Annotated in this window: 13 protein-coding genes; 6 read left to right on the top strand and 7 right to left on the bottom strand. The window is 67.4% G+C overall.

From position 1 onward, the window contains the following. Nucleotides 1-32: 32 nt before the first annotated feature. Complete coding sequence (locus M9902_RS00065; protein WP_297220191.1) at nt 33-698, bottom strand: response regulator transcription factor; 666 nt, start codon at nt 696-698, stop codon at nt 33-35. A gap of 34 nt (nt 699-732) precedes the next feature. After that, a complete protein-coding gene (locus tag M9902_RS00060; RefSeq protein WP_297220189.1) occupies nt 733-1536 on the bottom strand; it encodes a 3-hydroxybutyrate dehydrogenase in 804 nt (267 codons plus the stop codon). A gap of 205 nt (nt 1537-1741) precedes the next feature. Between M9902_RS00060 and M9902_RS00055 the strand changes: the two genes are divergently transcribed. The 4 genes from M9902_RS00055 to M9902_RS00040 all read left to right on the top strand — a co-directional run bounded on the left by M9902_RS00055 (nt 1742) and on the right by M9902_RS00040 (nt 6252). Then, entirely contained in the window at nt 1742-3436 is a 1695-nt protein-coding gene (locus tag M9902_RS00055; RefSeq protein WP_297220187.1) for a 3-hydroxybutyrate oligomer hydrolase family protein, read from the top strand. 153 nt (nt 3437-3589) lie between these two features. Continuing rightward, entirely contained in the window at nt 3590-4660 is a 1071-nt protein-coding gene (gene phaE / locus M9902_RS00050; RefSeq protein ID WP_297220185.1) for a class III poly(R)-hydroxyalkanoic acid synthase subunit PhaE, read from the top strand. Nucleotide 4661: 1 nt separating this feature from the next. After that, nucleotides 4662-5732, top strand: coding sequence for a class III poly(R)-hydroxyalkanoic acid synthase subunit PhaC (locus tag M9902_RS00045; protein WP_297220183.1), 1071 nt, complete (start codon nt 4662-4664; stop codon nt 5730-5732). Nucleotides 5733-5745: 13 nt separating this feature from the next. Further along, nucleotides 5746-6252, top strand: coding sequence for a hypothetical protein (locus M9902_RS00040; RefSeq protein WP_297220181.1), 507 nt, complete (start codon nt 5746-5748; stop codon nt 6250-6252). 248 nt (nt 6253-6500) lie between these two features. On the opposite strand, the gene M9902_RS00035 is transcribed toward M9902_RS00040, so the two are convergent. From M9902_RS00035 to M9902_RS00015, 5 genes are all read right to left on the bottom strand, one after another. Beyond that, nucleotides 6501-7271, bottom strand: coding sequence for a gamma-glutamyl-gamma-aminobutyrate hydrolase family protein (locus M9902_RS00035; RefSeq protein WP_297220180.1), 771 nt, complete (start codon nt 7269-7271; stop codon nt 6501-6503). A gap of 177 nt (nt 7272-7448) precedes the next feature. Further along, nucleotides 7449-7739 (bottom strand): DUF6522 family protein, encoded by a 291-nt coding sequence (locus M9902_RS00030; protein WP_297220178.1) that lies wholly within the window; start codon nt 7737-7739, stop codon nt 7449-7451. Nucleotides 7740-7810: 71 nt separating this feature from the next. Continuing rightward, complete coding sequence (locus tag M9902_RS00025; protein ID WP_297220176.1) at nt 7811-8161, bottom strand: hypothetical protein; 351 nt, start codon at nt 8159-8161, stop codon at nt 7811-7813. A gap of 124 nt (nt 8162-8285) precedes the next feature. Then, the gene (locus tag M9902_RS00020; RefSeq protein ID WP_297220174.1) at nt 8286-8729 is read right to left on the bottom strand and encodes a cytochrome c; all 444 of its coding nucleotides are present in this window, start codon (nt 8727-8729) and stop codon (nt 8286-8288) included. Further along, the gene (locus tag M9902_RS00015) at nt 8726-9121 is read right to left on the bottom strand and encodes a c-type cytochrome (RefSeq protein WP_297220171.1); all 396 of its coding nucleotides are present in this window, start codon (nt 9119-9121) and stop codon (nt 8726-8728) included. Before M9902_RS00015 ends, M9902_RS00020 begins: the two co-directional genes overlap by 4 nt. Before the next feature lie 237 nt (nt 9122-9358). Here M9902_RS00015 and M9902_RS00010 point away from each other — a divergent pair, with 237 nt between their 5' ends. Further along, a complete protein-coding gene (locus tag M9902_RS00010) occupies nt 9359-10429 on the top strand; it encodes an efflux RND transporter periplasmic adaptor subunit (protein WP_297220972.1) in 1071 nt (356 codons plus the stop codon). Beyond that, nucleotides 10426-12851: efflux RND transporter permease subunit (locus M9902_RS00005; RefSeq protein WP_297220170.1), on the top strand; the 2426-nt coding region annotated here is incomplete at its 3' end. The genes M9902_RS00010 and M9902_RS00005, both read left to right, overlap by 4 nt.

The raw sequence follows: 12851 nt of genomic DNA, 5'->3' as shown, positions 1-12851 counted from the left end.
TCGGGTTTGGTGCATCCGCGCCGTGGCGTGGTTCAGCCTTCTATGCGGCGTGCAGGGTCGGTCAGTTCCAGTTCGCGCAGGATCACGCTGGCCTGGGTGCGGTTGCGTACGCCGAGTCGTTCGAAGATGGCGGTCAGGTGGGCCTTGACCGTGCGTTCCTGGATGTCGAGGCGGTCGGCGATCTGCTTGTTGAGTAGGCCGTCGGCGACCAAGGTCAGCACCCGGAATTGCTGGGGTGACAGGCTGGCCAGGCGGGAAGCGAGTGCGGCGTCTGCGGGTGCGCTCTGGGCGCGGGCGACGCTGGCGCGCAGCAGCGGCGGTAGCCAGGTGTCACAGGCCAGCACGGTGCGGATGGCGTCGCGCAAATCGTCCAGGCCGGCGCTCTTGGGCAGGTAGCCGGCGGCGCCGTGGTCGAGTGCGCGGCGGACCACCCGCGGGTCGTCGTTGGCCGAGACCACAATCACCGCCACCCCCGGATACTGGGCGCGTACCGCGGCGAGCCCGGCCAAACCGTGGTTGCCGGGCATGTGCAGATCGAGCAGGACCAGGTCGATCTGGGGCCGGGCTTCGAGCAGGGCCAGCACGGCATCGAGCGAATCGCCTTCGAACAACTCGACCTCGCCCAGCGCATCGCGCGCCGCCTGCTTGAGCGCGGCGCGGAACAGCGGGTGGTCGTCGGCGATCAGCAGGGAAGGCATCGCGGCCTACTTTGACGCATCCTGGGGCGCCGCGTCACTGCGCGGTCCAGCCGCCGTCCACGGGAATTGCGGATCCGGTCAGGTTGTGGGCCTCGCGCCGGCACAGGAACACCGCCAGCGCGGCGATCTCGTCGGGCAGCGACATCCGCAGGCTGGGCTGCTTTTCCGCCAGCAGGGCGCGCACGCCGTCCTCGCGCCTGCCGCCGCTGCGATGGGCCTCGATCTGCGGTTCGATCAGCGGGGTTTCCACCCAGCCCGGGCAGATGCAGTTGACGGTGATGCCGCCGGAATCGCGGCTTCCCTGCGCGGCATATTCCAGCGCCGCCACCTTGCTCATGCCCACCAGTCCGAACTTGCTGGCGACATAGGGGGATTTTTCCTTCGAGGCCACCAGCCCGTGCACCGAGGCGACGTTGATGACGCGGCCGTAGCCGCGGCTGGCCATCGACGGCAGGGCATGGCGCATGGTGTGGAAGGCCGAACTCAGGTTGATGGCGAGGATGGCGTCCCATTTATCCGGCGGCATGTCGGCCAGGGGCGCGGTGTGCTGGATGCCGGCGTTGTTGACGAGGATGTCGATCCCGCCCGTCCAGTCGGCCACGTCGCCCATCAGTCGTTCGATGGCGGCCGCTTCGCGCAAGTCGCCGCCGAAATGCCGGACCTCACCGTGGCCCTCGGCCCGCACGTCGGCAACGGCAGCGGCGATCTGGTCCTCCGCGCCCAGGCCGTGTACCGCCAGCTTTGTCCCTGCGGACGCCAGCAGCCGTGCGATGGCCAGCCCAATTCCCGAGGTGCTGCCGGTCACCAGCGCACTGCGCCCCTGCAAAAATCCGTCCATCGCCAATCCGTCTTCACATAGCCGCCGATTGTTGGCTACGCTAGCAGGAACCCGGGGCGCGGCTCTTGGTACGAAAGTACGACGCAAGCCGAACGTGAATCGCAGTAGGGTTGAGGCCATGAGCATGATTCGACACAGGGTCTTGATAACCACTTTGCTGCTGGGCAGCGCCGTTGGTTTTCCCGCCGTCGCAGGAGAATCCACCATGTTCAGCCACGCACGCAGCACCGAACACCGCGGCCAGGACGATCTGTTGACCGCCGGCTTGGGCCTGCCCGGTCTGCAGGACATGGCGGCGCCGGCGTTTGCCGATCTGCACCATCCGACCGCGCAGGAGCTGCGTCGGCGCGCGGTCTGGAACAATTGGCGCGGGATCGCAGATCTTGCTCCGGGCGGCGGCTACGGCACGCTCTATGGCAGCGTCGCCAACGTGCCGGGGCGTGAGTTCAGCGCGTTTGCCATGCTCCCGGGGGCGCACCAGCCGCATCGGGTGCTGCTGCAGCTGCCGGACCAGTTCGACGTGCAAAAACGCTGCCTGCTGGTCGCGCCCGCGTCCGGTTCGCGCGGCATCTATGGCGCGATCGCGGTGGCCGGTGCCTGGGGCCTGCCGCGCGGCTGCGCCGTGGTCTATACCGACAAGGGCGCCGGCACCGACTATTTCGACCTCGAACCGGGCCTGGGCTACGACAATGCCGGTCAAGTGGCCAAGCCCGCGGCTGGCCTCGCGTTCACGCCGCAGCCGGCCACGGGGCGTGGGGTGGCCTTCAAGCATGCGCATTCGCTGGACAACCCGGAGGCGGATTGGGGCCGGCACGTCAAACAGGCGGCAGAATTCGCGCTGGAAACACTGAACGCGCAGCTCCCGCAGGCGGCGCCGTTCACGTTCGAAAATACCCGCATCATCGCGGTCGGCATTTCCAACGGCGGCGGCGCGGTGCTGCGTGCCGCCGAGGACAGCGAGCCCTGGCTGGATGCGGTGGTCGCCGGCGAGCCGAACATCCTTGCCCAAGGCCAGGGCGCACGCAGTCTCTACGACTACACCACCGAAGCCGCGCTGCTGATGCCCTGCGCGGTGCCGAAGCTGGGCATTCCGTCATTGCCGATCAGCGATGCGCGCTGCGCGGAACTGGCGCGCTTGGGCGTGCTGAAGGGGGACACGCCGGAAGCGCGCCAGCAGGAAGCGCTGGATGCGCTGCACGCATCGGGCTGGACCGATGCCGCCATCCGCGCCGGCTCGATCGCGGTCAGCTACGACCTCTGGCGCGCCATCGGTGTGGCCTATGCCTCGGCCTACGGGCGCTATCCGTTTGACGCCCACCCCTGCGGCTATTGGTACTCCGCAATCACGTATCCGGTCGCGCGCGCACTGACCCCGGAACAACGCATCCCGCTGTGGTCGGACGCCTCCGGCATCCCGCCCGGCAACGGGGTGGTGATCATGGATCCACATCCGATCGTGGACGCCGGCATCACCGGCCTGCGCTGCCTGCGCGCACTGTGGACAGATGACACGGCCGACGGCCGGCGGGTGCGCAAGGGCATCGAGGAAACCCGCGCCGCGCCGCCGCGCGCCGGGCTGCCGGTGGTGGTGATCCACGGCACCGACGACGGGCTGGTGCCGCAGGCGTTCTCCAGCCTGCCGTACGTGGCGATGGCGCAGGCCGCCGGGCGCGACGTGCGCTACTGGCAGGTGAAAAATACGCAGCATTTCGACGCCTTCCTCGCGGTGCCGCAGCTGGCCGCGGTCTACCTGCCGCTGCTGCCCTACATGTATTCGGCGCTGGATCGGGTCGACGCCTATCTGGATGGCAAGGGCGCGCTGCCCGAAAGCGCGGTGATCGCAACCGTGCCGCGCCTGGGCAAGCCGCTGGCGGCGGAAAACCTGGCCTTGCCGCACTGACCACCGCGCATTCGTCGCGCGATTATTGATCGCGCCAAGGCAACGCTGACTTGATCAGCGTTGTCCCAAGCCGTGAATCTGCACTGCCTGTCGCGTCGCGTGATGGCGGCACTACCTCCGCATTGCTACGATTCACGCAGACACGGAGGACGCATGGCTGATATTCCAAACGATCCGGCGGCGCTGGCGCAGCGCTATTGGGGCCTGTGGGCCGACGCCTTGCGCGACGGTTCGGTCGGGCTCGGCTTCGACGTCGGCCAGCAGGGGCTGGGTGACGCCTTGAACCTGTGGGCGCGGCAGGCGGGCAGCCAGGGCGGGTTCGGCGGCCTGCTGGAGCGCTTTCAGGGCCAATGCCGCGACTGGTTCGGGCAGATGCAGCAGGTCGCGGCCCAGTTCGCCGGCCGCGAGCACCGCGCCCAGGACGTGGCCGCCGCGTGGCGCGCCGCCTTTGCCGGCGGCCACCCGTTCGACAGCCTGATGCAAGGCTTGCGCGGCCCGGGCTTGGAGAACATCGCGCAGTGGAGCAGCGCGGCGGCGCCTTGGCTCGACGGGTTGCGCTCGCAGACCTTGGGTGCGCTCGGGATGCCGGCGTTCGGGTTTACACGCGAACACCAGGAACGGCTGCAGGCGCTGGGCAAGGCGCAGCTGCGCATGCAGGACGCGCAGCGGGCCTACGATGCGCTGCTGGTGAAGGTCTCGCAGGCCGCGTTCGAACGCTTCGAATCCAGGCTGGCCGAGCACGAGGAGCCGGGTCGCCAGATCGGCAGCGTGCGTGCGCTGTTCGATGTCTGGGTCGATGCGGCGGAAGATGCCTGGGCCGAGACGGCGCTGTCGCCGGGATATCGGCACGCTTTCGGTGAACTGGCCAATGCCCAGATGCAGCTGCGCAGCGCGGCGCAGGCGATCGCAGAGAAGGCCGCGCAGGCCTGGGGCCTGCCGGGGCGCAGTGAACTGGATGGCGCCTATCGCCGACTTGCGCAGTTGGAGCGTGATCTGCGCGGAATGAGCCGCAGCGATTCGCCCGCACAATCGCCGCCTGCCAAGCCGGCTGCAAGGAAACCCGCGAAGAAACAGATCGTCAGATCCGCCGTGACGCGGGCCGCCAGTCAACCGGCCGCGAAGAAGGCTGCGGTGCCTGCCCGCACATCCGCCCGGCCCGCCGCTGCACGCAAACCGCTGAAACCGACGACGAAGCGCGGCAAACCCGCCGCAAGGAAGCGCTGACATGTACGGACCGCTGAACATCACCCCGGACGCGCTGGCCGAGGAAGCCTCGCGCCTGCAGCGCAAGCTCATGGCCGGCATCCGCACCTTGCATGACATGGACGAAGTCGATTTCGGCGTGACGCCGCGCGAGGAAGTCTGGCGCGACGGCAAGGTCGTGCTGTACCGCTTCCAGGGCGCGCGCGCACCAACCGCGAAGACGCCGATCCTGATCAGCTATGCGCTGGTCAACCGGCCCTACATGGTCGACCTGCAGGAGGATCGCTCACTGGTCAAGGGCCTGCTGGAACGCGGCGAGGATGTCTACGTCATCGACTGGGGCTATCCGGACCGCTCCGATCGCTACCTGACCTTGGAAGACTACATCGAGCGTTTCATCGGCGGCGCGGTGGATCACCTGCGCAAGGCCTGCGGCGTGCCTTCGATCAACCTGCTCGGCATCTGCCAGGGCGGCGCGTTCTCGCTGTGCTACGCGGCCCTGCATCCGGACAAGATCAAGAACCTGATCACGATGGTGACGCCGGTGGATTTCCACACCCCGGATAACATGCTGTCGAACTGGAATCGCGAGATCGACGTTGACCTGCTGGTGGATACGCTCGGCAACGTGCCGGCGGACATGATGAATTTCACCTACCTGATGCTCAAACCCTGGCGCCTGTTCGCGCAGAAATACGTGGGCATGGCCGACATCCTCGACGATCAGCGGGCGATGGAGGATTTCCTGCGGATGGAAAAGTGGATCTTCGATTCACCCGACCAGGCCGGCGAAGCATTCCGCGAGTTTTCCAAGCAGTTCTTCCAGCAGAACCGCTTCATGGGCGCAACCCCGCCGCGGATCGGCAACAAGGACGTGCACCTGGGCAACATCGACATGCCGGTGCTCAATATCTATGCCGAACAGGACCATCTGGTGCCGCCGGATTCCTCGCGCGCGCTGCGCGGATTGGTCGGCAGCGACGACTACACCGAGCTGGCGTTCAAGGGCGGCCACATCGGCATCTACGTCTCCAGCCGCGCCCAGCGCGAAGTGCCGCAGACCATCCACGACTGGCTGCGCAAGCGCGGCTGAAGGCGCTGCCACCGTGGCTTGGGACCGCCTGCCGCGCCAGCCCGTCCTGCGCGGCCCGCTGCTGACGCTGGGCGTGCTGTGGGCGCTACCGGTGTCGCTGGTCGGCTTGCTGGTTGGTGCGGTGGCGCTGGGGTTCGGCGCGCATGCGCGACTGCGTTCCGATGATCTGGCGCTGGTGTTCCAGAAGTTCCCCTGGGGACCGGGCGGGGCGATCACGCTGGGCAATGTCATCCTGCATACCGGCCAGGACTTGGCTTGTCCCTGTCGCACCTATGCCTGTCGCGCCGGCTTGGTGGAGGAACCGTTCATTTCGATGGCGGATCACGAGCGCGCCCACGTCTATCAGTACATGGTGTTGGGCGTGTTGTTCTTGCCGCTGTACCTGCTGTCCGGCGGGGCGATCAGCGAGCGCAACCGTTTCGAACAGGCTGCGGATCGCTATGCACTGACTGGCCGTGACTGGTGGCCATGGACGGGCGTGACGGCAACGGGAGCGGGGCGACGGGCGAGGGGAGACTGAATGCGCGAAACCGACAAACGGCAAAGCTGAATGCGACTGACTTAGCCGATTTCTAACATTCGCTGCGCTAGCCTGTCGGTGCTGGAGAAAAACTGCACGTCGTGCAAGGCGACACGCAGAATCGCTTCGGCGGATGAGGCCCGACTCTCGACAGGCGCAATGCCTGCGGAGCCGGGCCTTCTTTTGAGCAGTCTTCCGGGCAGTCTTCCGGGCAGTCAAGCGCGTTCGATCAGGTCAACCGTGTCAGTTCACACCCACTCGCGCGAGGGCAGGGTATGGCGGCGCTGCGGCCGGCCGACCAGGTCGAGGAAGTTGCTGAACACGGTATCGGCTTGCGCCTGCATCCTGGCGATGTGCTGGCGGGTGTGGGCACGGATGGCTTGTTCACGGTCGGCATGGCCGTCGTGCGGCAGGCCGGCTTCCTGCATTTCCTCGCGGTAGGCCGGATTGGCCAACCAACGTTCGATCAGGCGTTCGTCCATCTCCAGATGGAACTGGAAGCCGTAGGCGTTGTCGCCGTAGCGGAACGCCTGTTGCTCGCAGTCGCTGCTGCGCGCCAGGTGCACCGCATCACGCGGGATGTCGAAGCGGCAGCCATGCCACTGGAACACCGGCGTGGCATCGTCCAGCGGCGCCAGCACCGGATCCTGCCTGCCCGCGGCGGTCTTGTGCAGCGAGTACCAGCCAATCTCCTTGACCGGATTGCGTGGCACCGCGGCACCCAGTACATGCGCAAGCAGCTGCGCGCCCAGGCAGATCCCCATCACCGGCTTGCTCTGCTTGAGCATCGTCTCGATGGCCTGCATCTCGCTGCGCAGGTGCGCACGTTGCGGGGTTTCATCGACATTCATCGGGCCGCCCAGCACCACCAGCCCGTGATAGCGGTCGATATTGAGTTGGGCGTCCGGATGGCGCTCGAAATTCTTGAAGCGGATGCGGTGGCCGCGACGCCGGATCAACGGGTCCAGCGTTCCCAGGGGTTCGGCGGCGACATGTTGGAACACGAGCAGGCGGGACATGGAGGTACAACGTCTGGAGGCGAGGTGACTATGCCAAATCCGGAGGCGGCCCGACCAATCCGAATGGGCATGTGCTTATCGAACAAACGCCCTGCTTGGCAAGGAAGCGTTTTCGAATCGTTTTTGTGGCAACGCTGCGGAATTCAAACCGTCGCGTTATGCGCGCCGTCGCACCCTTCACGCCCCGGAAGGTGTTCCGCCCGGCGTGCGCTCGCTGATTTCCAGCGGCTCCAGCACCCGGCCTGCGTGATCCACCACCACCCGCACCCGCTTGCGGCCATGGTAGAAGCTGGCGCGGAAGCGGCCGGCGTCCTCGCCGACGCCACGCTCGCACAGCTGGTCGATCTTGCGCTGCCCGAGCAGGCGAAAAAATGCGGCCTTGTCCAGGCCCAGCGCACGCGCGACCGGCGCGCCGTCGATCACGATTTCACGCGTCGGGTTGAGGTCGATGGGAATGCGTCTGCCCATGGTTGCCAACGGTTGCCTCACACGCTCCGCCGCAGTGTGCATTCACGCCGCGAGCGCCGCCATGACGGCGATCAACGGGCGGGCTTCCTCAGCAGCAGTTGCACCGGGATTGCGCCCAACAGGATCGGGAAGCTCAGTACCAAGAAAGCGAGCAAGGCCAGCGGCCACAGGTTCCAGCGGCTGGCGTCGATCAGCATGAACAGCAGTTCGCCGAGGATGAACAAGCCCGTCCACAGGAGGGCATCGAACAGGCGGCGCGGGTAGGCAACCAAGGTGCAGGTTGCGCCGACCAGGACCTCGATCAGGAGGTAGAACTTGAGGCCGGCCCCATCCCAAGGCTCGGCGCCCCAAACCCGATCGAACAGGAACCACAGCCCGAACCCGGCGCCGACCGCCAGCAGGGCGCTCAGCAGGCGGCGCATACAAGCACGCAGGCGGCTGCGCGCTGCCATCGCGGATCTGCAGGACGCACCGCACAACCGGATCGGGCCCGGGTTGGGCACCAGCTGCGGGTGGGCCCGGCGGGAGGCATGCGTCGATCCGGGCTCAGTTCGCGTTTTCCAGATCGCGCAGCTGCGGCGGGACGCTGGCGAAATAAGCGGCCAGATCGGCAATCTGCTGGTCGCTCAAGCCCTTGGCCTGGGCTGCCATCACTTCGCCGGTGCCGCCCTTGCGGGCGCCGGAGCGGTAGGCCTGCAGCGCGTGGGCGAGGTAGTCGGCGTACTGGCCGCCGATCTTCGGGTACATGTCGGCCAGCGGCTTGTTGCCTTCGGCGCCGTGGCAGGACACGCAGGCGGCGGTGCTGCCGTCGCCCTTGGTGGCGAGGCTGCGGCCGGCTTCGATGTTGCCGGTGGGCAGGCGGGCGGGAACGGTGGCATTGCCGGCATCGACGGCGTGGCCCGATTCACCGGAGGAGCTGCAGGCCGACAGGGCCAGGGCACAGGCGACGGCGAGCACGGTCATGGCGAACTTGTTCATGGCGGGGCTCACTTCACGCTGGAAAGGTAGGCGGCGATGTCGTTGATGTCCTGTTCGGAGAAGCTCTCCGCCTGGGCCTGCATCGTCGGGTGTTGGCGGTTGCCGTTGCGGTACTCGTTCAGGGCGTTGCGGAGGTAGGTCGACGACTGGCCGCCGATTCTCGGCACGTGGTAGCTCGGGTAGGCGTTCTTGTAGCCGGTCAGGCCGTGGCAGCCGCGGCAGGTGTAGGTCAGCGCCTTGCCGCGGGCGGCGTCGCCGGGACCGGCGGCAGCCGGGGCGGCGGCAGGTGCCGGGGCAGCGGCGGGTGCTGCTTGGGTGGCGGTCGGCGCAGGATCCTGGGCGGTGACGGAAAATGCCGCGACCAGCAGAACCAGGCCGGCGACAATCGACAACGGTCGCAACATGTGGTGGTTTCCCCGTGAATGAGATCGCGCTGAACGAATTGAGACGCGACCGCCCAAGTATAGCGATGCGTGACGCTTCGTCCATCACGCAATGACGTGCATCAAGGCATGACCTTTGGCGGATGCGGATTTTGCTGGGCAGGTGACATACTTGACTACAACACCAGTTATTGGCTGACTTCGATGCTCGACAAGGATTTTGCGCACGACCTCTCGCGGCTGGCGGTGGTGGCGTTGATGGCGCTCGTGCTCGGTCTGACCGGCTGCAAGGTCCAGACCAGCGCGTCCGGCAAGGATGACAAGACCGACACTGCGCCCGAGGCCGTGCCGGTCGAGGTTGCATCGGTGGCGCGGCGCGCGATTGCAGCCAGCTATGCCGGCACCGCGGCGCTGGAGGCGCGCGGCGAGGCGCAGGTGGTGGCCAAGACGTCGGGGATCGCGCTGCAGGTGCTGGTCGATGTCGGCCAGCACGTCAAGGCCGGGCAGACCCTGCTGCGGATCGACCGCGACCGCGCCACCTTGCAGGCGGCCCAGGCGTCCTCCCAAGTGGGCAAGCTCGAGGCCAATTACCGGCGCGCGGTCCAGCTCGCCGAGCAGAAGATGGTCAGCGCCAACGACGTGGACCAATTGCGCTTCGATCTGGCCAACGCCCGCGAGCAGCTGCGCATGGCCCAGCTGGAACTGTCCTACGGCAATGTCACAGCGCCGATCTCCGGCGTGATTGCCAGCCGCGACATCAAGCCCGGCAATTTCGTCCAGATCAACTCGCCGATCTTCACCGTGGTCGATACCTCGCGGCTGGAGGCGACCTTGAACGTGCCCGAGCGCGAGATCGAAACCATCAAGCCGGGTCAGCCGGTGGACCTTGCGATTGACGCATTGCCGGGGCGCAGCTTTGCCGGCACGGTGGACCGGGTGGCGCCGGTGGTGGATGCCGGCAGCGGCACCTTCCGGGTGATCGTGGCCTTCGATGGCAATGACGCGCTGCAGCCGGGCATGTTCGGGCGGATCCGGATCCGCTACGACCAGCGTGCCGATGCCCGGGTGATCCCGCGGGAAGCCTTGCTGGATGACGGCGGGAATCCTGCGGTCTTCGTCGTGCGCGCCGGCAAGGTGACGCGCACCGCGGTGCAGCTGGGTTATGACGATGGCCCCTGGGTGGAAGTGCGCACCGGTCTGAAGGACGGCGATCAGGTGGTGGTGGCGGGCAAGGCGGCGCTGCGTGACGGCAGCGCGGTCAACGTCCTGACCACGGCGCCGGCCAAACCGGCGGCCACGACTGCCGCGCCCACGCAGGACGCCCGATGAACCCAGGGCAGGTCAACGATCCGCTGGCCGCGCCCTCCCGCGGTTTCAGCCTGGTCGAGTTCGCCACCCGCCGCCGGGTGACGGTGGCGATGATGACGATCACCCTGGTGCTGTTCGGCCTGATCGCGCTGGGCGGGCTGAAGGTCAACCTGCTGCCGGATTTGAGCTATCCGACGCTGACCGTGCGCACCGAGTTTCCGGGCGCGGCGCCGGCCGAGGTCGAAACCCTGATCTCGCAGCCCGCCGAGGAGGCCCTGGGCGTGGTCAAGGGCCTGCGGCGGCTGAAATCCATTTCGCGCACCGGGCAAAGCGACGTGGTGCTGGAGTTCGCCTGGGGCACCGACATGGAGCAGGCCAGCCTGGACGTGCGCGACAAGATGGAGTCGCTGCAGCTTCCGCTCGATGCCAAACCGCCGGTGCTGCTGCGTTTCAATCCGTCCACCCAGCCGATCATGCGGTTGGCACTTTCCACCAGGCAGGCCGGCAGTGACGCCGAAGAACTGCGGCGGCTGGTGGAGCTGCGACGCTATGCCGACGAGGATCTCAAGCGCCGGCTCGAACCGGTGGCCGGGGTGGCCGCGGTCAAGGTCGGCGGCGGCCTTGAAGATGAAGTCCAGGTCGACATCGACCAGAACAAGCTGGCGCAGCTCGGGCTGAGCATCGACAGCGTGATCTCGCGGCTGCAGCAGGAGAACGTCAACATTTCCGGCGGCCGGCTGGAACAGGGTTCGCAGCGCTTCCTGGTGCGCACCGTCAACCAGTTCGCCAGCGTCGATGAAATCCGCAACATGCTGCTGACCACGCGCGCGGCGGCGGCCGACACCAGCGGTACCCAGCAGGCGATGCGGGTGGCGGCGGCCAGCGGCAATGCCAGCGTGATGGCGGCGCTGTCGCAACAATCGGGAGGAAGTTCCGCCACCGCCGGCGGACAGGCGCTGCGGCTGGGCGACGTGGCCACCGTGCGGCAAGGCTACAAGGAACGCGAAACCATCATCCGCATGAACGGCCGCGAGGCGGTGGAGCTGGCGGTCTACAAGGAAGGCGATGCCAATACCGTGGCCACCGCCGATGCGCTGCAGGTCAGGCTCGATGAAATTCGCCAGCACCTGCCGCGGGACGTCGAACTGACCGTGATCGAGGATCAATCCACCTTCATCCGCAACGCCGTGCGCGACGTCAAGGTGGACGGCGTGATCGGCGGCCTGCTGTCGATCCTGATCATCTTCCTGTTCCTGCGCGACGGCTGGAGCACCTTCGTGATCGGCCTGTCGTTGCCGGTCTCGATCATCGCCACCTTCTTCTTCATGGGCCGGCTCGATCTGAGCCTGAACGTGATGTCGCTGGGCGGGCTGGCGCTGGCCACCGGCCTCGTCGTCGACGACTCGATCGTGGTGCTGGAATCCATCGCCAAGGCGCGTGAGCGCGGGCTGGGCGTGCTCGACGCCACCATCGCGGGCACCCGCGAGGTCGGGATGGCGGTGATGGCCTCGACCCTGACCACGATCGCGGTGTTCCTGCCGCTGGTGTTCGTGCAGGGCATTGCCGGCCAGCTGTTCCGCGACCAGGCGCTGACCGTGGCGATCGCGATCGCGATCTCGCTGGCGGTGGCGATGACCCTGATCCCGATGCTGAGCGCGCTGAAGGGGCGGCCGCCGATGGGGTTTCCGGAAGAGGCGCCGCATCCGCCATGGCGGCCGCAGAGCCGCTGGCAGAAGCCCGCGGCCGCGACCGGTCGCGGGATCGGCGCCGGCATTCGCGGTGCCTTCTTCGGGCTTTCCTGGCTGTGCGTTCGCCTTTGGCGCGGGATCGTTGCCGTCGTCGGCCCGGTCATGCGCAAGGCCAGCGACCTGGCGATGAGGCCTTACGACCGCGCCGAGCGCGGCTACATGAATCTGCTGCCCAACGCGCTGCGCCGTCCCTGGCTGGTGCTGGGTTGCGCCGCGGTCGCGTTCGCGCTGACGATGATGGCGGTGCCGCTGCTGGGCGCCGACCTGATCCCGCAGCTGGCGCAGGACCGCTTCGAGATGACGGTCAAGCTGCCGCCGGGCACGCCGCTGCGCGACACCGACCGGCTGGTGCAGAGGCTGCAGGAGCAGCACGCCAATGACGCCGGCATCGAGACGCTGTACGGCGTCAGCGGCACCGGTACGCGACTGGACGCCAACCCGACCGAGAGCGGCGAGAACATCGGCAAGCTGACCGTGGTCATGGCCGACGGCGGCAGCAAGGCGGTCGAAGCGCGCGAGACCGAGAAGCTGCGCGCGAGCATGCGGGACGTGCCCAGCGCGCAGGTCGATTTCAGCCGGCCCGAACTGCTGAGCTTCTCCACGCCGCTGGAGATCGAGCTGCGCGGGCAGGACCTGCAGACCATCGAGGACGCCGGCCGGCGCATGGCGGCGCTGCTGCGCGGCAATCCGCACTA

The sequence above is a fragment of the Thermomonas sp. genome (assembly GCF_023953935.1).
Lineage (GTDB): Bacteria > Pseudomonadota > Gammaproteobacteria > Xanthomonadales > Xanthomonadaceae > Thermomonas.
The sequence above is the reverse complement of the archived record's forward strand: the minus strand, read 5'-3'. Positions and strand labels throughout refer to the sequence as shown.

What these genes read in the sequence shown, in the direction of transcription:
- M9902_RS00065 (WP_297220191.1), bottom strand. Translation starts at nt 698, where the DNA reads ATGCCTTCCCTGCTGATCGCCGACGACCACCCGCTGTTCCGCGCCGCG.
- M9902_RS00060 (WP_297220189.1), bottom strand. Translation starts at nt 1,536, where the DNA reads ATGGACGGATTTTTGCAGGGGCGCAGTGCGCTGGTGACCGGCAGCACC.
- M9902_RS00055 (WP_297220187.1), top strand. Translation starts at nt 1,742, where the DNA reads ATGTTCAGCCACGCACGCAGCACCGAACACCGCGGCCAGGACGATCTG.
- phaE (WP_297220185.1), top strand. Translation starts at nt 3,590, where the DNA reads ATGGCTGATATTCCAAACGATCCGGCGGCGCTGGCGCAGCGCTATTGG.
- M9902_RS00045 (WP_297220183.1), top strand. Translation starts at nt 4,662, where the DNA reads ATGTACGGACCGCTGAACATCACCCCGGACGCGCTGGCCGAGGAAGCC.
- M9902_RS00035 (WP_297220180.1), bottom strand. Translation starts at nt 7,271, where the DNA reads ATGTCCCGCCTGCTCGTGTTCCAACATGTCGCCGCCGAACCCCTGGGA.
- M9902_RS00030 (WP_297220178.1), bottom strand. Translation starts at nt 7,739, where the DNA reads ATGGGCAGACGCATTCCCATCGACCTCAACCCGACGCGTGAAATCGTG.
- M9902_RS00025 (WP_297220176.1), bottom strand. Translation starts at nt 8,161, where the DNA reads ATGCGCCGCCTGCTGAGCGCCCTGCTGGCGGTCGGCGCCGGGTTCGGG.
- M9902_RS00015 (WP_297220171.1), bottom strand. Translation starts at nt 9,121, where the DNA reads ATGTTGCGACCGTTGTCGATTGTCGCCGGCCTGGTTCTGCTGGTCGCG.
- M9902_RS00010 (WP_297220972.1), top strand. Translation starts at nt 9,359, where the DNA reads ATGGCGCTCGTGCTCGGTCTGACCGGCTGCAAGGTCCAGACCAGCGCG.